Raw genomic sequence first — 20745 nt, forward strand, 5'->3', positions numbered from 1 at the left:
GCGTCCCTGGCAAACCCACAATAAAAAAGGGCCCGCAGGGGGCCCTTTACTGTGATGAACCGGGGGGTTTAACCGATGGTCATCAGACTGGCGTTGCCGCCTGCTGCTGCGGTGTTGACGCTCAGCGAGCGTTCAATCAGCAACCGCTCCAGCAGCAGATTGGTTTCTCCGCGGGCAAAGCCCTGGACGGAAACAATAGCGCCCTCGCGTGCAGCGATATCGGCACACAGCGTACGCAGCTGATCGGCATCACCATGGTAGATCACCGCATCAAACTCACCGGACAGGGCATCTTTGGCCAGCCGGATACGCTGCTGTACGGCAGACGGCAGCGATTTCAGCAGGGCGCGATGCAGCTCATCATCCTGCCACAGCGCCTGACTGCCCACGCTGGTAACCGCAGCCAGCTGGATCAGCGCATCCTGCTCATTATCGGCCAGGCAGAGCACGCGTTCACGTGGCAGCAGGCTAAAGGTGTTGCGTTCGCCCGTTGGCCCCGGCAGCAGACGCACCGTGCCCGCCTGCGACAGCTCATCATAGCGCTGGCACAGCGCCTGCAATGCTGGCTTATCCTGCGCCCAGTTCTGCAGCGCCTGGTGTGCACCCATCAGCGTTGTACGCACGCTGCTGTCAACCGGCTGCTCAGCATCCTGACGATCGAAGGTCAGGCGCAGCGCGCCATCCGGACGATGTGCCAGCAGGCGGTAGAGATAGAGCGGGCCACCCGCTTTCGGGCCGGTACCGGAGAGGCCTTCGCCGCCAAACGGCTGCACGCCAACTACGGCACCGACCATATTACGGTTCACATAGAGGTTGCCGACGTGCGCGTTTGCAGTAACCTGAGCGATGGTTTCATCAATACGCGTATGTACGCCAAGCGTCAGGCCATAGCCGGTGGCATTGATCTGCTCAATCAGCTGCGGCAGGCTGCTGCGTGAGAAGCGCACCACGTGCAGCACCGGTCCGAAGATCTCTTTATCGAGATCGCTGACCTGATCCAGCTCAATCAGCGTGGGTTTGATAAAGGTGCCGCTCTCCCACTCTTTACGGTCCTGCGCATTCTCCTGCACCGCCTGATAAACGGTAAAGCCTTTGTTGCGCATCGCCTGAATGTGACGCTCGATGCCCGCTTTCGCTTCCTGGTCGATAACCGGACCGATATCAGTTGAAAGACGCTCCGGGTTGCCCATGCGGCACTCCGCCATCGCGCCGCGCAGCATCTTAATGGTGTGATCGGCGGCATCTTCCTGAATACAGAGCAGACGCAGCGCCGAGCAGCGCTGGCCGGCGCTGTCAAACGCGGAGGCAACGATATCCACCACCACCTGTTCGGTGAGAGCAGAGGAGTCAACGATCATGGCGTTCATGCCGCCGGTTTCTGCGATCAGCGGCGTCGGACGCCCCTGGGGATCGAGACGACCGGCAAGATTACGCTGCAGCAGCGTTGCCACGGCGGTTGAGCCAGTGAACATAACGCCGCGCACGCGCTCATCGCCGGTGAGCTGTGCGCCCACGGTTTCACCCTGGCCAGGCAGCAGCTGCAGCACACCGGCGGGAACGCCTGCATCCAGCAGGATCTGCACCGCCTGCGCCGCGATAAGTGGCGTCTGCTCGGCCGGTTTTGCCAGCACGCTATTGCCGGCAGCCAGCGCGGCGGCAATCTGGCCGGTAAAGATCGCCAGCGGGAAGTTCCACGGGCTGATACAGACTACCGGACCCAGCGGACGATGCGTTTCGTTGTCAAAATCATCGCGTACCATACCGGCGTAGTAGTAGAGGAAGTCTACCGCTTCGCGCACTTCGGCGATGGCATTGTTGTACGTTTTGCCCGCTTCGCGCACCAGCAGACCAATCAGCTGCTGCATCTGCGCTTCCATCGCCTGACCGGCACGCTCAAGGATCGCCGCGCGCTCGGCTGGCGGAGTGGCAAACCAGATCGGTCCGGCGCCGACCGCCGCATCCAGCGCGGCAGAGACTTCGGTTTCGGTGGCTTCGCGCACGCTGCCGACCACGTCAGCCGGCGCCGCCGGGTTCAGTACCGGCTGGCTGACACCCGTTTCCAGGGTGCCCTCGATCATCGGCTGGGCCACCCATGGCTGGCTGGCGCTGTTCAGCAGGGCGCTGGAGAGTGAGGCGAGGCGATGTTCATTCGCGAGGTCGAGACCCGCGGAGTTCGGACGCTTGTCGCCATAGAGATCGCGCGGCAGCGGGATCTTCGGATGTGGCAGACCCACGGCGCCTTCGGCTGCGCCCATTTTTTCTACCGCTACCACCGGGTCAGCAACCAGCTCATCTATCGGCAGGCTCTTATCGGCGATCCGGTTAACAAAGGAGGTGTTGGCACCGTTTTCCAGCAGGCGACGTACCAGGTAAGCCAGCAGCGTTTCGTGCGTGCCCACCGGCGCGTAAATACGGCAGGGACGGCTGAGTTTGCCATCGGCCACTTTGCCCACCACCTGTTCATAGAGCGGCTCGCCCATGCCGTGCAGGCACTGGAACTCATACTGGCCCGGATAGTAGTTATTACCCGCCAGATTATAGATAGCGGCCAGCGTGTGGGCGTTATGCGTGGCAAACTGCGGGTAGATCTGGCTCGGTACCGCCAGCAGTTTGCGGGCGCAGGCGAGATAGGAGATATCGGTATACACCTTGCGGGTATAAACCGGATAGCCTTCAAGGCCTTCCATCTGCGCGCGCTTGATTTCGCTGTCCCAGTAGGCGCCTTTCACCAGACGGATCATCAGGCGGCGACGGCTGCGCTGTGCCAGATCGACCAGCGAGTCGATCAGCATCGGGCAGCGTTTCTGGTAAGCCTGAATCACGAAGCCAATCCCGTTCCAGCCTTCCAGCTCAGGCTCAAAGCAGAGTTTTTCCAGCAGATCCAGCGACAGCTCAAGGCGATCGGCCTCTTCGGCATCGATATTGATGCCGATGTCATATGAACGCGCCAGCAGCGTCAGCGATTTCAGGATCGGATAAAGCTCTTCCATAACGCGATCGTACTGGGCGCGGCTGTAGCGCGGATGCAGCGCAGAGAGTTTGATCGAGATGCCCGGGCCTTCATAAATGCCGCGGCCGTTGGAGGCTTTACCAATCGCATGGATCGCCTGCTGATAAGAGAGCAGATAGGCTTTCGCATCGGCGGCGGTCAGGGCCGCTTCACCGAGCATATCGTAGGAGTAGCGGAAGCCTTTCTCTTCCAGCTTGCGGGCGTTGGCCAGCGCCTCAGCGATGGTCTCGCCGGTAACGAACTGCTCGCCCATCAGGCGCATGGCCATATCCACGCCTTTGCGCACCAGCGGCTCGCCGCTTTTACCGATAATACGGTTCAGCGAGCGGGACATGCTCGCTTCGTTATGGGTTGAGACCAGGCGTCCGGTAAACAGCAGGCCCCAGGTTGCGGCGTTAACAAACATGGATGAGCTGCGGCCCAGGTGCGACTGCCAGTTGCCGTTGCTGATTTTGTCGCGGATCAGCGCGTCGCGGGTGGGTTTATCCGGAATACGCAGCAGCGCTTCTGCCAGGCACATCAGCGCCACGCCCTCCTGCGAGGAGAGGGAGAACTCCTGCAGCAGGCTTTGCACCATTCCGGCGCGTCCGGTTGCACCTTTCTGGTGCCGCAGCTTGTCGGCAAGGCTATAGGCCAGCTGATGGGTTTTCTCTGCCAGCGGAGCGGGCAGGCGCGCCTGCTCCAGCAGCATCGGCACCGCTTCCGTCTCGGGCCGGCGCCATGCGGCGGTAATTGCGGAGCGGGTAACTGACTGCGGCAGAATGTGTTCAGCAAAGTCGAGGAACGGCTGCAGGCTCTCTTCGGGCAGGTTCTCTTCTGCCGTGGTTTCACTGGCCTGCAGGGGAATTTCCGGCAGGGTCTCGCCCGCTTCAAGCTGGGTTAGGTAATTGAAAATAGCCTGCTTAATCAGCCAGTGAGATGTGCGATCGACCTTCTGTGCTGCCAGCTTAATGCGCTCGCGGGTGGCTTCATCCAGCTTCACCCCCATGGTAGTTGTTCCCATGAATTCCTCGTCTTGAAAAATAAATCAACATCAGCGTGGGCTGCACTATCACTCATGTTGCAACTTTGTGCAACCGTGTTAAATGTGACCCAGGTTGCATGCCTGAAAGCCGTTTGTTTGTTAACTGTAAAGAAACGGCACGTTTCTTGCTGCAAGAATCTCGCCAGAGTTGCAACCGGGTTCACTAAACCGCAAAAAGCCGCGTTTCTGGTGCAACCAAAAGTTTGAACGGGCGCAACCTTTGAGCAAAGAAATGAGAAAGAGAGGTGAAACCCAGGTAACAGCTGTGTTAAATCCATTGTGCACATCGCACCTTTGCGGCAGGATACCGCGCCTTAAGAGAAATTCGCTTCTCTGACGGCGGTAACGCGCAGTGGCCACCCCGTTCCGGTGCTGCCGCGCTGATTCAATTGCCGTGACAAAGAGGGTAAGTGATACGTCGCGCCAGGGAGACGCCCGGCTAATGCTGCTGAGGCAGGGCGGGCAAAGAATTTCTCTTAAGCAATTACATAATAAGTGGAGAGAGTATGAGTATAAGTACACCAATGCTGGTGACCTTTATTATCTATATCCTTGGGATGGTGTTGATAGGGTTTATCGCTTACCGGTCAACAAAAAACTTTGATGATTATATTCTGGGCGGCCGCAGCCTGGGCAGTTTTGTTACGGCGCTCTCAGCCGGTGCCTCCGATATGAGTGGCTGGCTGCTGATGGGCCTGCCTGGTGCCATCTTTCTGTCCGGCATCTCTGAAAGCTGGATCGCTATCGGCCTGACGATTGGCGCCTGGCTGAACTGGAAAATTGTGGCGGGTCGCCTGCGTGTACAGACCGAGCATCACGATAACGCCCTGACGCTGCCTGACTTCTTTACCAGCCGCTTTGAAGACAAAAGCAAGCTGCTGCGCGTGATCTCCGCGGTAGTTATCCTGATTTTCTTCACCATCTACTGCGCTTCAGGCGTGGTGGCCGGTGCGCGCCTGTTTGAAAGCACCTTTGGTATGGATTACCAGACTGCGCTCTGGGCGGGTGCTGCGGCCACCATACTCTATACGCTGGTGGGCGGCTTCCTGGCCGTGAGCTGGACCGATACGGTGCAGGCGACGCTGATGATTTTTGCGCTGATCCTGACGCCGGTGATTGTCATTATCGCCGTAGGCGGCTTTGATGATTCACTGACGGTGATCCGCGAGAAGAGTATCGAGAACCTCGATATGCTCAAGGGGCTCAATTTTGTCGCGGTCATCTCGCTGCTGGGCTGGGGGCTGGGCTACTTCGGGCAGCCGCATATCCTGGCACGCTTTATGGCGGCAGACTCTCATCGCTCCATCCGTACTGCGCGTCGCATTGGCATGGCATGGATGATCTTCTGCCTGGCGGGCGCGGTTGCCGTAGGCTTCTTTGGTATCGCCTACTTCCAGAATAACCCGGCGCAGGCCGCAGGCGTCACGCAGAATGGAGAACGTATCTTTATTGAGCTGACGCGTATTCTGTTTAACCCGTGGATCGCCGGTATTCTGCTTTCGGCCATTCTTGCTGCGGTTATGTCCACTCTGAGCTGCCAGCTGCTGGTCTGTTCAAGTGCGCTGACGGAAGATCTCTATAAGGGCTTCCTGCGTAAAAATGCCAGCCAGCAGGAGCTGGTATGGGTCGGACGTGCCATGGTGCTGCTGATTGCACTGATTGCTATTGCCCTGGCATCCAATCCGGATAACCGGGTGCTGGGCCTGGTGAGCTATGCATGGGCTGGCTTTGGCGCGGCGTTTGGTCCGGTGGTGCTGTTTGGTGTCTGCTGGAAGCGCATGACGCGTAACGGCGCGCTGGCGGGAATGGTAATTGGTGCCGCGACGGTGCTGCTGTGGAAACAGTACGGTTACGCTGAGCTGTATGAAATCATTCCAGGCTTCATCTTTGCCAGCATCGCGATTGTGGTCTTCAGCCTGACGGGCAAAGCACCTTCCGCCGCTGCGCAGCAGCGTTTTGCCGCCGCGGAAGCGGAATACCAGGCAGATTAAGGTATTCGCGCGGTGCGTTGCGGCACCGCCATCAAAAAGGAGGCACAGTAATGTGCCTCCTTTTTACGTTGAGGCGTCAGGCAACGCGATCCTGCCGACCTTTCTGAACGGTCATCCCCTGACTTCTCCCCCCTGTGCAGCAAAATAATTTCCCGCAGTGACTTGTTTTTTCTGCAGCGATAATGATAATCGATATCGTTCGCACTTTACGTTTTTTTACGACAGATTTACCCTGCTAAACACTTAAGAGGCAAACGATGTTTGTTCCGTTTCTCATTATGCTCCGTGAAGGTCTGGAAGCGGCGCTGATTGTCAGCCTGATCGCCAGCTATCTGAAGCGCACCGGACGCACCCGGTGGTTCCCGGCGATGTGGGGCGGGGTGATAGCGGCCATTGTGCTCTGCGCGGGACTGGGTATCGCCATCAATGCCACGACCGGTGAGTTTCCGCAGAAGCAGCAGGAGCTGTTTGAAGGCGTGGTAGCGCTGATTGCGGTCGTGATGCTGACCACCATGGTGTTCTGGATGCGCAAAGTTGCGCGCAGCATGCGCCTGACGCTGGAGAAGTCAGTGGATCTGGCGCTGGCAAAGCGGGGCGGCAGCGGCCTGCCGCTGGTGATTATGGTGTTTCTCGCCGTAGCGCGCGAAGGGCTGGAGTCGGTGTTCTTTCTGCTGGCGGCCTTTACGCAGGATGTGGGCTATGCCCCACCTGCGGGCGCGCTGCTCGGCCTGCTGACCGCAGCGCTGCTCGGTACGCTGATCTACTACGGCGGCGTCCGGCTTAATCTGGCCCATTTTTTCCGCTGGAGCAGCCTGTTCATTCTGTTTGTAGCCGCCGGGCTTGCGGCCGGCGCAATCCGCGCTTTCCATGAGGCGGGATTGTGGAACCATTTCCAGGCAACGGCGTTTGATATAAGCAGCGTGCTCTCTGTGCACTCTCTGGCCGGTACGCTGCTTGAAGGCCTGCTCGGCTATCAGGAAGCGCCCAGCGTCAGTGAGGTTGCAGCCTGGCTGCTCTATCTGGTGCCGGCGCTGCTGCTGTTTTTTTCCCGGCGCCTTCTGCTCCGGCTGCCGCACGCAGCCTGCGCTAATCCCGATTGTTTTAACCTGACTCTTTAACACGGATACCATCATGAATACCACGTTACGCGCTACCGCCTCTGTCGTCGCGCTGCTGCTTTCCGGTGCTGCAGCCGCTGCAGAGATCCCGCAGTTCACCGTCACCGTTACGGATAAACAGTGTGAGCCCATGACGCTGAACGTGCCGGCGGGTAAAAGCCAGTTCATTATCAAAAACCATAGCCAGAAAGCGCTGGAGTGGGAGATCCTGAAAGGGGTCATGGTGGTCGAGGAGCGGGAAAATATCGCGCCGGGCTTTACGCAGAAGCTGACGGCAAATCTGGAAGCGGGTGAGTATGAGATGACCTGCGGCCTGCTGAGTAATCCGAAAGGCAAACTGACGGTGGCCGGATCGGGGCAGTCATCAACGCCAGAGCAGAAAGAGCTGCTGCAGCTGGCTCAGCCTATCGCCGACTATAAAGCGTACGTCCTGAATGAAGTTAACGCGCTGGTAAGCAGTACCAAAGCGTTTACGGCAGCCATTAATGCAGGCGACGGTGACAAGGCGAGAGCGCTCTATTCGCCGACCCGCGCCCACTACGAGCGGATTGAGCCTGTTGCTGAACTCTTCTCCGATCTGGATGGCAGTATCGACGCACGCGAAGATGATTTTGAACAGAAAGCGGCGGATCCTAAATTCACCGGTTTCCACCGCCTGGAGAAGCTGCTGTTTGCCGATCGCACAACGACCGGTGCCGCGCCTTTCGCCAGTCAGCTCAATGACGATGTTAAAGCGCTGCAGGCGCGCATCAGCGCGCTGGCATTTGCGCCGGTTAAAGTCGTGGGCGGCGCAGCGGGTCTGATTGAAGAGGTGGCTTCGAGCAAAATCTCCGGAGAGGAGGATCGTTACAGCCGCACTGACCTGTCTGATTTCCGGGCAAACGTCGACGGCGCGCAGAAAATTGTGTCGCTGCTGCGCCCGCTGTTGCAGCAGCGGAATCCGCAGCTTCTGGCAAAAATCGATACTAACTTCAGCAAAGTTGACGCAATACTGGATAAATACCGTACGGCTGAGGGTTACGCATCCTATGAGAAGCTGACCGCGGCCGATCGCAATGCGTTAAAAGCACCGATTACCGTGCTGGCTGAAGATCTCTCGCTGCTGCGCGGCACGCTGGGCCTCGATTAACCATGGCTAAACAGCATGATGCCATGCAGCCGGCACGTCGCCGGTTACTGCAGGGGCTGGGTGTGCTGGGCGGTGCGGCTGCGCTCGGGGGCAGCTGTCCGTTCCACGCTGGCGCAGCAGCAGAGCATTTTTATCCGGGCACGGTTGCACCTGATGCGCGTCAGCAGGTACAACCATTTTATGGTGCGCACCAGGCGGGCATCCTGACGCCGCAGCAGGCCGCCATGATGCTGGTGGCCTTTGACGTGCTGGCCGACGGTAAAGCGGAGCTGACGCGTCTGCTGCGGCTGCTGACGGAGAGGTTCGCCTTTCTGACGCAGGGCGGACCCGCACCAGCGGTGACAAATGCGCAGCTGCCGCCGGCTGATTCCGGCATTCTCGGTGCCACTATTGCACCAGATAACCTGACGCTGACGCTCTCCGTGGGCAGTTCGCTGTTTGACGAACGCTTTGGGCTGGGCGCGCACAAGCCTGCACAGCTGCAGGCCATGACACGCTTCCCCAATGATTCGCTTGACGCCAGCCAGTGCCACGGGGATTTACTGATTCAGATCTGCGCTAATAGTCAGGACACCGTGATCCACGCGCTGCGCGATATCATCAAACACGCTCCCGATCTGCTGGCGATACGCTGGCGGCGCGAAGGGTTTATTCCTGAGCACGCAGCGCGCAGTCACGGGCAGGAAACCCCGATTAATCTGCTGGGTTTTAAAGACGGTACGGCGAATCCGGATGCGCAAAACGGCGCGCTGATGGATAAAATGCTGTGGGTCACGGCCGATCAGCAGGAGCCCGCCTGGACATACGGCGGCAGCTATCAGGCGGTGCGGATTATTCGTTTCCGCGTTGAGCAGTGGGATCGCACGCCGCTGGGTGAGCAGCAGACTATTTTTGGCCGGGAAAAGCTCAGCGGAGCGCCGCTTGGCGGGCATCATGAGCATGATGAGCCGGATTATGCCAGCGATCCGGATGGGGATGTGATAGCGCTGGATGCCCATATCCGGCTCGCTAACCCGCGTACGCCTGAGACGGCGGACAGCCTGATACTGCGGCGCGGCTACAGCTACTCTGCCGGGATCACCGGGGCAGGGCAGCTTGATATGGGGCTGCTGTTTATCTGCTATCAGCACGATCTCACTAAAGGTTTTATCGCAGTGCAGCAGCGGCTTAACGGTGAGGCGCTGGAAGAGTATGTCCGACCCACCGGCGGCGGCTACTTTTTTGCGCTGCCGGGCGTCGCCGATGCCACGCGCTATCTTGGTCAATCGCTGATTGAGGCCTGAACCCTGCTTCCGGCAATGCGTGTTGCGGCAGATTAGCGTTATGCTCTGCAAAAGGATCCGCAAAGGATCCTTTTGATATTTTATATAAGGCATTATTTTAATTGAATTTTTTATGTGAAGCGCCTGATGCCATCGCCACAACAAATCTTAATTTGCATCTAAAAGTAAAAATAGTGTTGCAAATTTTCGGCGCTATGTTTCACTTTACTCATAAGCGTTGTCAGTTTTGTGGCATCAGCCACTGGAGTTCGCGCATGAGGCGTTCCATTCCGGAACCAGCAGGTGTAACACAGCAAGCGCAGTTCTCTGCGGGAGAGAGCCTCCTGTCAACGTTTTACTCATCTTTCATCCACTATTTTCATCATCCCGTTTGTTTTTATCCGGTGCGCTGCGGCGTTTCGGCGCTGTTGTACACCCCGTTTTGTGTATCAGTACGGCTAAAAGGAAGCCAACGTAACCTCTAAAGCGTTCAAGTCATCGCCGCGGGTGATCCGTCGCGATTCATGAAACCAACTGTAAGGTGCCACTATGGGAAGACAGAAAGCAGTGATCAAAGCGCGTCGTGAAGCTCGTCGTGTGCTTCGTAGTGACTCCCGGAGTCATCGTCAGCGCGAAGAAGAATCGGTCACTTCGCTGGTGCAGATGGGCGGGTTAGATGCAATTGGCATGGCGCGCGATGTGCGCGACCGGGCACCAATTGCAGCCCGGAATGAAGCTCAGGCGCACTATCTTAACGCCATAGAAACGAAACAGCTGATATTTGCAACCGGTGAAGCTGGCTGCGGTAAAACCTGGATTAGCGCTGCAAAAGCAGCTGAGGCCCTGATCAATAAGGATATCGAAAGGATTATCGTGACGCGCCCGGTACTGCAGGCGGATGAAGATCTCGGTTTTCTGCCCGGAGACATTTCCGAGAAATTCGCCCCCTATTTCCGTCCGGTTTATGACGTTCTGGTTAAACGTCTCGGCGCTTCCTTTATGCAGTACTGCCTGCGGCCTGAAATCGCCAAGGTAGAGATTGCGCCCTTCGCCTATATGCGTGGACGTACTTTTGAGAACGCAGTGGTTATCCTCGACGAGGCACAAAACGTTACCGCTGCACAGATGAAGATGTTTCTGACCCGCCTGGGGGAAAACGTCACGGTTATCGTTAACGGTGATATTACCCAGTGCGATCTGCCCGCCAGCGTCCAGTCCGGTCTTGCCGATGCGCTGGCGCGCTTTGAAGAGGATGAGATGGTGGGCGTGGTGCGCTTTGCGAAAGAGGACTGCGTTCGCTCAGCACTCTGCCAGCGCACGCTGCACGCCTACGGCTGATAGCATCCCATCCCGTTGATAAACCCGGCCCCGGCCGGGTTTTTTTCTGTCCCTAATTTCACCGGCAAAGCATGACGACCTTTCAGAGTGATGAGAGTTGCAGCGGTTCGCTAACGCGGTAAGATTGATCTTTTTTCAGGGAGCAAAACCAATGAAAAACGTCGTCCTGAGTATGCTGGCAAAAATATCGCACATCGATGCGGACATGAAACAGCTGACCGCCCGGGTTGAAGCACAGTCGCTGCTGATTAGCGCGCTGGTACTGGCCGTCAGCAGGCAGGGTGGAGTGACGGAGATGATCGATGCGGCTAATAAAGCGATCAATACGGTTATCGACTCCGCTGAAAGCGATGAGGTGCTGAGGTCCGATGCCGCTATTCTGCTAAGCGAATTGCAGAATCTGCTGACTATCTCTCAGGCCGTGGATAAAGCCGATGGTGAAATTAACCATGCAGGACTGAGCGAGCTGACCGGCGTTGCGGCTGCTGAACCCGTTTTACCTGCTAAAAAGTAAGCTGGCCAGACACAGCAGATAATCAAGCCTGAACGCGCGTTCAGGCTTTTTTCAGGCATAAATTCATGCCGCGGCTGGCTTATTCGCCGTTAATACGCTGTTTCATTTCACGCTGGTGCTTGTGATAGTCCTCTCCGCACTCTGCAGAGCAAAATGCAGTATCGGCGACAACGCGTTCATCTCTGCACCAGATACAGTTGCCCGTTGCGCTCACCAGACGTGGTTTACGCGCAAACAGGGCGCTCTCCAGATGAGCGGCTTCTCGTTCCTGTGCCAGATCTACATCATCCATAACTTTTTCCTTAATAAAACATATGTTTCTTCAGGCCCCACGGCCCTGACCACGTTGATGACAATCCAGGAGGTGTCTGCAACATGGCGTCTCCTTCAGCAGGTTTGAGCGAAAGAGGTAGCTGATACCCGCATCCGGTTTATGCCTGCTAAATGTTGCTGCCGGGTCAGTTTAGCAGAGGCGGAGCAGAGCTGCGGTCTGAGTTTGCTGATGATGGCGCATTGCGGTCAGGAGTGGGCACCTGAATCCGATAATATGCATTGCACAAATTGGCAGGGGACGCAACCTTACAGGGGCGCCATCTATGGCGCCCTGGCCATCGGGTACGGGGCATAAATGACGGCAGGGACGCATAAATGCGTCCCCTACGGACGGCATCTGTCATTTATTAAGTTTGGATGCAACCTTACAGGGGCGCCATTTATGACGCCCTGGCAATCGGGTGCGGTGCATAAATGACGCCAGGGACGCATAAATGCGTCCCCTACAGCGGCACCTGTCATTCGACGCAATCACGCAGGGGCGCCATTTATGACGCCCTGGCATTATGCGTAAAACGCATAGCATGGCACAAAACAGCTTCAGGTAAACCAAACCAGGCTAATGTTTTCACATTAGATTTTATGAAAATAATGCGGCAGGTACAAAAAAGCCCGCATAACGCGGGCCTGGTTGAAAAGAGGGCGGTTATCCGTGACGTCGGAACTGCTGGGACTGACTGAGCATTACCCTGCCAGCAACATGGAGCATAGAGAGTTCTTCTTCTGAGATAGACCATTCACGATAACGGGGATTGTCAGAGATAACGATAATTTCGCGCTTAACTTTTTGCAGGCGCTTAACAAACATATCGCCGTTGAAGTCAAAGACGTAAATTCCATCCCCATCAAACGTACTGACAGCTACGTCTACAAAGATGAGATCACCGGGCTCAATGGTTCCCTCCATGCTGTCACCGCGGACGTTGATCAACTTAACAGAGGTTTCCGGCCGGTTGCCGAATATCACGCGCGCCTGATCCGGAACATATTCAATAGACCTTATGACTTCAACCACATCTTTAGACGGCGACCCGTCTCCGGCACTTGCAGAAACGTCAAGAACATCAATCCTGTACACATCTTTTCTCCCCTTTTTTATAATGGAACTTACACTGTATGAATCTACAGTATCATTAGCCTCATTAGAAGAGAATAGCTCAGAAACAGGAACTGACAGGGCTGCTGCAATTTTGTGTAGCAGACCATCACTGTATCCCTGTATGCCGCGTTCCAGGCGTGACAGATTGCCCACATCGCTATCTGTACGCAGGGCAAGTTCACTCAGGGTCATCTTATTCGCTTTGCGAATCTGTCTGATTTTATCGCCTATTTTCATAGCGGATAGTTAACCTTTTTTATGCGTTACACGCAAAGCGCCTTGCGCATATTTGATTATACTCATAATATGCGTGATACGCATTATTTAAATGCATTGCCACAATGCCATCGCGGAAAGTGCGTGTATAGAAAAAAGTGAAAATTTATGACGCTAATCAGGCCCGGACTGCGGGCCGTGGAGACAAGTATGGCAGATACCGAAGAGGGATTTACACGTCTGGCAAACGCGCTGTATGAGGAGCTGATAGGGGCCAGCCTGACGCGAAATCAGGCCAAAGTCGCACACGCCGTTTGCCGGAAAACCTGCGGCTTTAATAAAAGCATGGACCGTATTGCTGACAGCCAGATAAGCCAGTTAACCGGGCTGCCAAGACAGAAGGTTAACAAGGCAAAAAATGAGCTGATTCAGATGGGTGTGCTTATCCGGGAAGGGACGATGATCGGCCCAAATAAACACCTTTCACAGTGGCAAATACCGGGGTGTCACCGGGAGGGTGTCGCTGTCACCAAATCAGCGACAGCGCTGTCACCAAAACAGAGGCATACAAAAGACACTGTGACAAAAGACAATAATTCTGCGTCAGAGAATTGTGTCGAATCCCCTGACACATCCTCTGCAACGCTTTCTGCATCGCGTCCTGAAGCCGCGGTCCGGACTCCCAGGGGGGACAAGTGGGGAACCGAAGAGGATCTCAAAACAGCCAGGTGGATGTTCAGCAGGGTGCAGATTGTCGCTCCGCATGCCCGGCAGCCCGCCTGGCCCGCCTGGTCAAACGACATCAGACTGCTGCGCTCGGCCCTGCAGGTTACGCACCGCGATATCTGTGAGGTATTTCTCTGGGCCAGCCGCGATCGCTTCTGGCAGTCAAACGTGCTCAGCCCTGCGAAGCTGCGGGAAAAGTGGGACACACTGAAAATTCAGATGAACCAGCCAGACCGTAACCGGGCGGCACCAGCGGGGCAGCAGCCTGCCGTCCACTGGAACAGCCAGGAAGCATGGGAGAACTTCATATGAGAGATCTCGTCACGGCAGTTAATCATCGTGACAGCAGCGCGCTGGCGCGCATGGCCGGTGATGTCCCGCAGCCGGCGGATCGACGCCTGCATCAGGCGATCGAAAAAGTGATAGATGAGTTCTTCAGCGGGCTGAAGCAGGTTTTCCCTGCCTCAGTCAGCACGGTCTGGCGGGATCCGGCAGACGAAGCCGCCGCTAAACGTCAGTGGATAGCCGCCTTAGCGGAGAACGGCGTGACCAGCAAACAGCAGCTTTCAGCCGGCATGCGCCAGGCGCGCGCCAGCGGCTCGCCATTTCTTCCATCACCGGGCCAGTTCATCAGCTGGTGTAAACAGGACGCTTTCGCCGCTGCGGGCCTGCCGGATGAAGAGACGCTCTATAGCAGGGTGATGACCTACTGCGCGCAGCGTGGCGACTATGCCTCTCCGGAGCACTATCCGTGGAAGAGCAACGCCGATTACTGGATGGTTACCAGCCTCTGCAGCCTGATGCGCGCGAACAACCTGAGCGAGTCTGAGCTGCGCATTACGTGCCGCTCTGAGCTGCGCAAAATGTCTGCGCGGATCGAGGCCGGTGAAACAATTCCGGAGCCGCGCAGGCAGCTGCTGAAGGCTGCAATGCCCTCCACCCCGGAAAAGGCGAGGGAGGGCGTGGCCCTGCTGCGCGCTACGCTGAAAGCAAAACGCACTACAGCATGATGCAAAGGATTCAGCACGACATCGATATCCCGCTGTGGCGGCAGATGTACCGCCGGGATAAAACAGGCGAACTGATTAAGCAAAGAGAGGCAGTATGAGCTTAGAAGCAACGGTTAAGTATCATTTTCCGAAGGGGCAGAACTTTAGCGGAACAGCACCGCAGACGTCGCCTGATACGCTTACCGGCATCGACTATATCGCCGCCATAGGTATGACGCAGAGCCGCGTTCAGCTCGGTTACAGCGCTTTCATGGGGAAGATGGGCGTCAGTGAAATCGACGCAGCACGGGCCGTCTCCCTGCTAACTGATTTTGCACTGCAGAGCTGCGATAAGGTTGCCGCCTTTCGCAAGCTTGATGCCGGTGTCAGAACGGCAGTTATGCAAACGCTCGCCGCTTATGCCTGGCTCGATTACTGCCGCAGCGCCGCCAGCGTGAAGCCGTGCGAATGCTGTCAGGCCACCGGATTCATCGAGGCAGAGGTGTTTTCAATGAAATCGCCTCTGCACGGCGGCCTCACCAGAAACGTCAAAGAGGCCGTACGCGTGCTCTGCGGGGCGTGCAAAGGCAAGGGCGTCGTATCAACTGCATGCCGCGACTGTAACGGACGCGGACAGGCAGTGCTAAAAGCGGCAACGGAAAAGCAGGGGGTGCCGGTGAAGGGTGAGTGCAGGCGCTGCTGCGGGCGCGGCTACGAGCGCATACCCTCAACCGGGGCGTATAAGGCAATTTCAGAATTCACCGGCGCTATCAGCCTGGACACATGGAAGAAGAGCGGTAAGCCATTTTACGATCGGCTTATTACTAAGCTGGAAGCTGAGGAAACCCGCGCAGATGCCGCGCTGAAAAGCGCCACTGAATAGCACCCTAAAAAATAGTGTATTAAATTATCGCAGGCTATTTACTTTTCCCGAACCCGGGGGTATACTTTTCAACAGTTGAAGTTGCGTGATGATGTTCAGCCCGCAAACTAAATCAGCTTTCATCACTCTGTGATAATAAAAGAGCCCTGCAGATTCACACGCTGCGAGGGCTTTTTTTATGGGCATCTGAAATATATGACGCCGGTTTCAGGGAGGAATAATGAGAATTCTGTGCGCCCTTTTAATCGTGCTGTGCGCGCCATCTTTTGCTGTGATATCGGATGCGCAACGCGCAGCTAACGATCTGTGCGAAATGGAATGGCGTATAACTGACCGATCAATGTCGACCCATCTCAGCACCAGGCAAATAGTGTCAGAAGAAGTTCAGGCGTTTGAAGCGGATGGGCACGCTCTTTCCGACTACGCTATTGAAAAAGATGACTTCATAAGCGTCTCTGTAAAAGGCGCAGAAACCTACAGAAAGATGGCTAAGGATGTCAGCTATCCCTATGCAGATACAAGAGATTTTTTGCGGGGAAGAATGATGCCGCTGTGTATCAAAAACGTTCTGGAAACGCTTAAAAAATAATCCTGAATAGTTTATTTCCTTTTCTAAAGGCACTGCTTCGGCGGTGCCTTTTTCGTTTCCGCCCCCGCCACTCAATGCGACATCAATGCTATCCGTTGTGGCGGAGGGCCTCTTTTCTTCTGTTGATCAACAGCACCTGTCCGATCGGACGGCGTCTGCGAGCACTCAAACTATGAGCAAACTTGTTACTGGTGTTGCCCTGGGCACGTCCGGGGGCACCATTCTTAACGGTGTACTCACCAGCCTGAGTCCTGATGAGTGGTCTGCCATCGGCGTACTGGCAGGTATTGCCGGCATCATCATTACAGGGCTCATCAACTGGTACTTCAAACGCAAGGTCGCCAACGCTCAGGTAAAAGCACTTGAGAAATATGGTCCGGCCGTAAAAGTGGAGGAGGATTGATATGACTATGTCCGGCAGCGTGCGCAGAAAACTGATCGCCGCCGCAGGTGGCGGCTCCATGCTGATTGCCACCCTGTTTCTTGGCGGAAAGGAGGGAGCGGAAGGGCGTACTTATAAAGCTTATCAGGATGTGGCCGGCGTCCGGACCGTCTGTGACGGGCATACCGGCAGCGATATCATCAGCGGCAGGCAGTATAGCGATAGCGACTGCGATCGGCTGCTGCAAAACGATCTCCGGTCCGTTAAAAAGGTGGTCGATGGCGTAGTAAAGGTTCCCCTGAGTGAATACCAGCGCGCATCGCTATACAGCTTTGCCTATAACATCGGCCCGTCTGCTTTCACCCGCTCCACTCTGCTCAAAAAACTCAACGCTGGCGATCGGGCTCAGGCCTGCGAAGAGCTGCGCCGCTGGGTCTATGCCGGTGGCATAAAATGGCGCGGGCTGATGCATCGTCGCGACATGGAACGCGCTTTGTGCCTGGCGGAGAGTAGTGATGATTTGGCTGATAAATAACGGGCATCTGGTTCTCAGGCTCTTCCTTATGGCGACGGTTGTGATATCTGCCGCCGTTGCCAGTCACTATCACTCGCGAATGTTGCAGGCGCAGGAGGAGATCTCCCGGGCAGTCCAGGCCCGGAAAAAGGCGGAGTCAGTAACCAGCAACCTCATTACCGCAGTAATGCTCTTTAACGATATCGCAAAGGCTGCTCATCATGATCGATATCAAAACGACGCTGAAAGCGAGAGGCGCGTTGTCTACATCAGGCAGGCGGTTAAAGAGGATGCGTGTTCCGCTCACTCTGTTCCTGCTGATGTGGCTGACAGCCTGCGCAGACACAGAGAAAGAATACGTTCAGCTTCCGGCAATGCCCGTTCCGGCAGAGCTGCTGGCTGACTGCGAAATCCCCCCCGTACCCGATCCTATGACCTGGGGCGACAGCCTCGAACTTAACGAAAGGCTTATGACGTCGGTTGAAAACTGCAACCGGGATAAGCGCGCCATAAGAAAAATTGAATCGCTCCGGTAACTCATCAGGCGATTTTCTCACTATCTGCATTTTGCAGGTTATTTACCTTAACCGAAAAATAAAGCTTCTCCACGAGCAAACAGGCTCAATAAACCCTAAAAGGAAATATCATGATCGAAGTAAATTCATTTGCTGAACTCCGCACCACCAAACCTTCTGCATCAGGTGAAATTGCATTTCTTAAGCGCTATTACGACAGGGACTCAACCTTTAATGGTGGTGGCCGCTTTGTAGGCTTTGTCGACACAAAGGGTAAAGCCCCTGCGGATGACAGTGGCACCGTTGCGGTCTCTTCTGCCGGCGATTATTACTGGCAGCGTATTATTGATGATGTATCCGCTATTAATATTTTCCATTTTGGCGGCAAGCGCTTACGCGGCTCGGTTTCATTTGATGCCGATAACGGCGCAGTTAACCACAATGCCTGTATCAACATGTACCGCTGGGCCAGAGGCTTTGTATCACCGGTTGATGATCCGAACAAAAACCCTATCCGCGATATCGGAATACGTTTTCCTGCCGGTAAGTTTATTATTAATCCTGTCGATTTAACCGGTGAAGGCGAGCTGCCATTCTTCAATCTCTATGGCGACGACTGCGAATATGGTGTTGCACCCAGAACGATTATTACCTCGGATAAGTCAGCTAACACCGTTTTCAAAATTAAAGCGCGCCGGACGGCTATTCGCGGTATTTTCTGGGATGGTCAGGCGACCGCCGATACCACGGCAAACACCGGCGCGATTACCACTGCAATGGTAAGTAACCAGCAGCCATTTTTTGAAAATATTACCATTGAAGGCCAGTACATCAACGTCACCTGTTTTCGTGTGGAAAACAATGGTAACTCGGTGTTCAGGTTTATCGATACGCTTGATACGCGACTGGATCAGATTTACTCCAGCAATACCTATGGTCGGGTATTTGATATTACCTGGTCCGATTCACCCCAGGGTAACTGGGACCACTCAACGGCCGTGGAGCTAACCAACTCCAATTTCCAGCACGGTTATGGTGATGCCACGCTGTTTATGCCGCGCGTGGGGCAGGGCCTGATCCGTAATGTATGGATTGAACATACGCGCTTCCCTGGCGATCTGAGTAATGGTCAGTGGATCATTGATGCGCTGAGCATCGAATCCTCCATTAACCCGCTGAAGCTTAACTACTCACGTGTTCTGATGCGCCAGCTAAGCCTGCAGTCCGGTTCCAGCATTGATACCGAGCGCACCGGCTTTGCGCTGCTTTCAAACTATGAACAGGGCTGGCGCCGTGATGAGAACTTTGGCACCCAGATGACGGGTTCGATGAAGGCGGGCTGGTACTCGGGATATCGCGTCTCCAATACCAGCACGGAAGATAATTGGTTCCGCCTTGGCAAGTTCTTTTTCCCTCGTGCTAATCAGCACTGGAACATCGACATGTTGGGCAAAGCGCTGCGTGATACTCAGACACAGCCAGCTACCGCACCACTGCTTACCAACGTCTGCGGTAAAACATTGCTCAATGTTTATCGCGGAGAAAGTTCGGTCGGCGGCAATCTGCATTATGAAGGTGATTCCGGTGTCATCGACTGCATTGTTCGCACCACTGATGATAAAGGAAAATATGCTGAAGTCTGGATCAAGCTTAAAGCACAGTGTGGTGATGTAGTCATCAACCTTACTACTGATGGCCCGTCGCGGTTCGATGGCGGTGAATGTTCACTGTTTAATCCTGATTTGTCTGAAGTGACCAATCTGAATACGGATAACCGCGTTAACCTGTCAACGGTGATGAACTATCACAATGGCACCGCCGGCGTGGGTTATGACGGCAAAGTGGTTACGCTGACGTCCGATCCGGCATCGGCACCGGCCGCATCAGCCACGGCGGCGGGTTACATTACCGTCAGGATTAACGGCGTTAACCGCAAGCTCGCCTATTTTTAACCGCCTGAGAGAGTATTGCGGCAGGTAAAAAAGAGCCTGAACGAGAGTTCAGGCTCTTTTCACTCTCTGTTTTGATCCCAGGTCTCGACAGGTGCCCATCGTATCAGCGTGGGCAGCACGGCGGCGTTCTTGTGCGTTTATAGTTATTCTCCTGTCAGTTAGCTTTGATTGAGCGTTGCCGCGCACCAAAGCTTACTGCTTTGTATGTTTGCGCTTTTTCAGCGCCTGATGTTAAGGAGCGGCGGGACTCAGTTCCGTGCCCCTGCGTTGCTTCAGCGTGCTGCTGATGAGATTAAATGCATCTGATATGTGATTTTATTTTTTTTCAGACGTAAAAAAACCCGCGTTACACGGGCGTAAATTCGTTCAATAAGGGCAAATCATTTGTCAGCGTTAGCTGACGACAGTAAGGATATGCGTTCAGTGTTACTTAAGGAAACAACCATTCGACAAATTACTCTGCATGGCACGCATTGCATAAAAAAGCCCGCTTAGCGCCGGCTTTAAGAGGAAGCATAGTAGCTCAATAGAAGAAAAAGCCCGATAAACCGACATCCCGACCCCGCAAGTGTTAATGTGGTTAGCAGTTACAGATGGGGGATTATGGAAAATGACAATGACAGAGTGGAATTGATAGCTAATGCCATTTTGAAAGCAGCACTCGAACTCGCTGACACCGGGGCTGAAACCACAATCGAAGAGTTGCTGGGCAGGCTTGAGCCTACCGGCGAGCAACCAATGATGTCTTCATGGCAGATGTATACCGCGATGCCATAGTGATCATTAAGAAAGGCAAGTTATAAACATAAAAAGCCCGCTCAGTGGCAGGCTTATGGGTGAGGGAGCATGAAAAACCAGGATGCGATCCGGATATTTTTTACAGTTCAGGCTTCATTTTCCCAAATACTTTCTCAATATCAGCTTCATATTCTTCTTTGTTATCACTCATGGCCGCCACGCCCGGGAGCTTAACGATGTGCTGCCTGAAAGATTTGACGCCGATTTCGGAAAGAAACAAGTGTAACTTATTGATCGCTAAGCTGTATCGATGTAAATGCCTTAGCGTGTGCAATGCCGCATTTCTGCGGCCTTATCTTATCTAAACGCTCTTTCCGGCTACTAACCCGTAGTAAACGCTATCACGACATTCACAAAGCCAGC

Annotated in this window: 18 protein-coding genes and 1 pseudogene; 16 read left to right on the forward strand and 3 right to left on the reverse strand. The window is 55.1% G+C overall.

Annotated elements, in window-relative coordinates; translation table 11 throughout:
• Nucleotides 1–68 precede the first annotated feature (68 nt).
• Nucleotides 69–4013 (reverse strand): trifunctional transcriptional regulator/proline dehydrogenase/L-glutamate gamma-semialdehyde dehydrogenase, encoded by a 3945-nt coding sequence (gene putA / locus HA43_RS04005; protein WP_094111036.1) that lies wholly within the window; start codon nucleotides 4011–4013, stop codon nucleotides 69–71.
• A 527-nt stretch (nucleotides 4014–4540) separates the two neighbouring features.
• On the opposite strand from putA, the gene putP reads away from it, so the two are divergent.
• The 6 genes from putP to iraP all read left to right on the forward strand — a co-directional run bounded on the left by putP (nucleotide 4541) and on the right by iraP (nucleotide 11386).
• Nucleotides 4541–6025, forward strand: a complete 1485-nt coding sequence (gene putP, locus HA43_RS04010) for a sodium/proline symporter PutP (protein WP_094111037.1) — start codon at nucleotides 4541–4543, stop codon at nucleotides 6023–6025.
• A 257-nt stretch (nucleotides 6026–6282) separates the two neighbouring features.
• Nucleotides 6283–7143, forward strand: a complete 861-nt coding sequence (efeU, locus tag HA43_RS04015; RefSeq protein WP_128083779.1) for an iron uptake transporter permease EfeU — start codon at nucleotides 6283–6285, stop codon at nucleotides 7141–7143.
• Nucleotides 7144–7156: 13 nt separating this feature from the next.
• On the forward strand, nucleotides 7157–8272 hold the full coding sequence (gene efeO, locus HA43_RS04020; RefSeq protein ID WP_094111038.1) for an iron uptake system protein EfeO: 1116 nt from the start codon (nucleotides 7157–7159) through the stop codon (nucleotides 8270–8272).
• 2 nt (nucleotides 8273–8274) lie between these two features.
• Nucleotides 8275–9555 (forward strand): iron uptake transporter deferrochelatase/peroxidase subunit, encoded by a 1281-nt coding sequence (efeB, locus tag HA43_RS04025; RefSeq protein WP_094111039.1) that lies wholly within the window; start codon nucleotides 8275–8277, stop codon nucleotides 9553–9555.
• 528 nt (nucleotides 9556–10083) lie between these two features.
• Entirely contained in the window at nucleotides 10084–10872 is a 789-nt protein-coding gene (phoH, locus tag HA43_RS04030) for a phosphate starvation-inducible protein PhoH (protein WP_039385023.1), read from the forward strand.
• Between the two features lie 151 nt (nucleotides 10873–11023).
• Complete coding sequence (iraP, locus tag HA43_RS04035) at nucleotides 11024–11386, forward strand: anti-adapter protein IraP (protein WP_094111040.1); 363 nt, start codon at nucleotides 11024–11026, stop codon at nucleotides 11384–11386.
• Between the two features lie 79 nt (nucleotides 11387–11465).
• On the opposite strand, the gene HA43_RS04040 is transcribed toward iraP, so the two are convergent.
• Together HA43_RS04040 and HA43_RS04045 are read right to left on the reverse strand one after the other, a co-directional pair.
• Nucleotides 11466–11678, reverse strand: a complete 213-nt coding sequence (locus tag HA43_RS04040) for a hypothetical protein (RefSeq protein ID WP_039385019.1) — start codon at nucleotides 11676–11678, stop codon at nucleotides 11466–11468.
• Nucleotides 11679–12365: 687 nt separating this feature from the next.
• A complete protein-coding gene (locus tag HA43_RS04045) occupies nucleotides 12366–13055 on the reverse strand; it encodes an XRE family transcriptional regulator (RefSeq protein WP_039385017.1) in 690 nt (229 codons plus the stop codon).
• A gap of 189 nt (nucleotides 13056–13244) precedes the next feature.
• Between HA43_RS04045 and HA43_RS19145 the strand changes: the two are divergent.
• The 10 genes and pseudogenes from HA43_RS19145 to HA43_RS18820 all read left to right on the forward strand — a co-directional run.
• Nucleotides 13245–13514 (forward strand): annotated as a pseudogene (locus HA43_RS19145) (replication protein); the annotation flags it as partial.
• 264 nt (nucleotides 13515–13778) lie between these two features.
• The gene (locus HA43_RS19150; RefSeq protein ID WP_223811756.1) at nucleotides 13779–14072 is read left to right on the forward strand and encodes a hypothetical protein; all 294 of its coding nucleotides are present in this window, start codon (nucleotides 13779–13781) and stop codon (nucleotides 14070–14072) included.
• On the forward strand, nucleotides 14069–14770 hold the full coding sequence (locus HA43_RS04055; protein ID WP_094111042.1) for a replication protein P: 702 nt from the start codon (nucleotides 14069–14071) through the stop codon (nucleotides 14768–14770). Before HA43_RS19150 ends, HA43_RS04055 begins: the two co-directional genes overlap by 4 nt.
• 94 nt (nucleotides 14771–14864) lie before the next feature.
• The gene (locus tag HA43_RS04060; RefSeq protein WP_094111043.1) at nucleotides 14865–15632 is read left to right on the forward strand and encodes an antitermination protein Q; all 768 of its coding nucleotides are present in this window, start codon (nucleotides 14865–14867) and stop codon (nucleotides 15630–15632) included.
• Nucleotides 15633–15852: 220 nt separating this feature from the next.
• Entirely contained in the window at nucleotides 15853–16221 is a 369-nt protein-coding gene (locus HA43_RS04065) for a hypothetical protein (protein ID WP_094111044.1), read from the forward strand.
• 172 nt (nucleotides 16222–16393) lie between these two features.
• Complete coding sequence (locus HA43_RS04070) at nucleotides 16394–16624, forward strand: class II holin family protein (protein WP_039385006.1); 231 nt, start codon at nucleotides 16394–16396, stop codon at nucleotides 16622–16624.
• Nucleotide 16625: 1 nt separating this feature from the next.
• Nucleotides 16626–17138 (forward strand): lysozyme, encoded by a 513-nt coding sequence (locus HA43_RS04075; RefSeq protein ID WP_039385005.1) that lies wholly within the window; start codon nucleotides 16626–16628, stop codon nucleotides 17136–17138.
• A gap of 200 nt (nucleotides 17139–17338) precedes the next feature.
• On the forward strand, nucleotides 17339–17653 hold the full coding sequence (gene lysC, locus HA43_RS04080; RefSeq protein WP_071667929.1) for an Rz1-like lysis system protein LysC: 315 nt from the start codon (nucleotides 17339–17341) through the stop codon (nucleotides 17651–17653).
• Between the two features lie 110 nt (nucleotides 17654–17763).
• The gene (locus HA43_RS04085; RefSeq protein ID WP_094111045.1) at nucleotides 17764–19584 is read left to right on the forward strand and encodes an amylovoran biosynthesis protein AmsF; all 1821 of its coding nucleotides are present in this window, start codon (nucleotides 17764–17766) and stop codon (nucleotides 19582–19584) included.
• A 603-nt stretch (nucleotides 19585–20187) separates the two neighbouring features.
• Complete coding sequence (locus HA43_RS18820; RefSeq protein ID WP_158086429.1) at nucleotides 20188–20361, forward strand: hypothetical protein; 174 nt, start codon at nucleotides 20188–20190, stop codon at nucleotides 20359–20361.
• Nucleotides 20362–20745 lie beyond the last annotated feature (384 nt).

Source organism: Pantoea eucrina, assembly GCF_002095385.1.
Classification (GTDB): Bacteria; Pseudomonadota; Gammaproteobacteria; order Enterobacterales; family Enterobacteriaceae; genus Pantoea; species Pantoea eucrina.

Coding starts and splice junctions, on each gene's coding strand:
- efeU (WP_128083779.1), top strand. CDS start 6,283: ATGTTTGTTCCGTTTCTCATTATGCTCCGTGAAGGTCTGGAAGCGGCG.
- HA43_RS04085 (WP_094111045.1), top strand. CDS start 17,764: ATGATCGAAGTAAATTCATTTGCTGAACTCCGCACCACCAAACCTTCT.
- HA43_RS04055 (WP_094111042.1), top strand. CDS start 14,069: ATGAGAGATCTCGTCACGGCAGTTAATCATCGTGACAGCAGCGCGCTG.
- putP (WP_094111037.1), top strand. CDS start 4,541: ATGAGTATAAGTACACCAATGCTGGTGACCTTTATTATCTATATCCTT.
- phoH (WP_039385023.1), top strand. CDS start 10,084: ATGGGAAGACAGAAAGCAGTGATCAAAGCGCGTCGTGAAGCTCGTCGT.
- HA43_RS04040 (WP_039385019.1), bottom strand. CDS start 11,678: ATGGATGATGTAGATCTGGCACAGGAACGAGAAGCCGCTCATCTGGAG.
- lysC (WP_071667929.1), top strand. CDS start 17,339: ATGATCGATATCAAAACGACGCTGAAAGCGAGAGGCGCGTTGTCTACA.
- HA43_RS04060 (WP_094111043.1), top strand. CDS start 14,865: ATGAGCTTAGAAGCAACGGTTAAGTATCATTTTCCGAAGGGGCAGAAC.
- HA43_RS18820 (WP_158086429.1), top strand. CDS start 20,188: ATGGAAAATGACAATGACAGAGTGGAATTGATAGCTAATGCCATTTTG.
- efeO (WP_094111038.1), top strand. CDS start 7,157: ATGAATACCACGTTACGCGCTACCGCCTCTGTCGTCGCGCTGCTGCTT.
- HA43_RS04070 (WP_039385006.1), top strand. CDS start 16,394: ATGAGCAAACTTGTTACTGGTGTTGCCCTGGGCACGTCCGGGGGCACC.
- HA43_RS04045 (WP_039385017.1), bottom strand. CDS start 13,055: ATGAAAATAGGCGATAAAATCAGACAGATTCGCAAAGCGAATAAGATG.
- putA (WP_094111036.1), bottom strand. CDS start 4,013: ATGGGAACAACTACCATGGGGGTGAAGCTGGATGAAGCCACCCGCGAG.
- HA43_RS04075 (WP_039385005.1), top strand. CDS start 16,626: ATGACTATGTCCGGCAGCGTGCGCAGAAAACTGATCGCCGCCGCAGGT.
- efeB (WP_094111039.1), top strand. CDS start 8,275: ATGGCTAAACAGCATGATGCCATGCAGCCGGCACGTCGCCGGTTACTG.
- HA43_RS04065 (WP_094111044.1), top strand. CDS start 15,853: ATGAGAATTCTGTGCGCCCTTTTAATCGTGCTGTGCGCGCCATCTTTT.
- iraP (WP_094111040.1), top strand. CDS start 11,024: ATGAAAAACGTCGTCCTGAGTATGCTGGCAAAAATATCGCACATCGAT.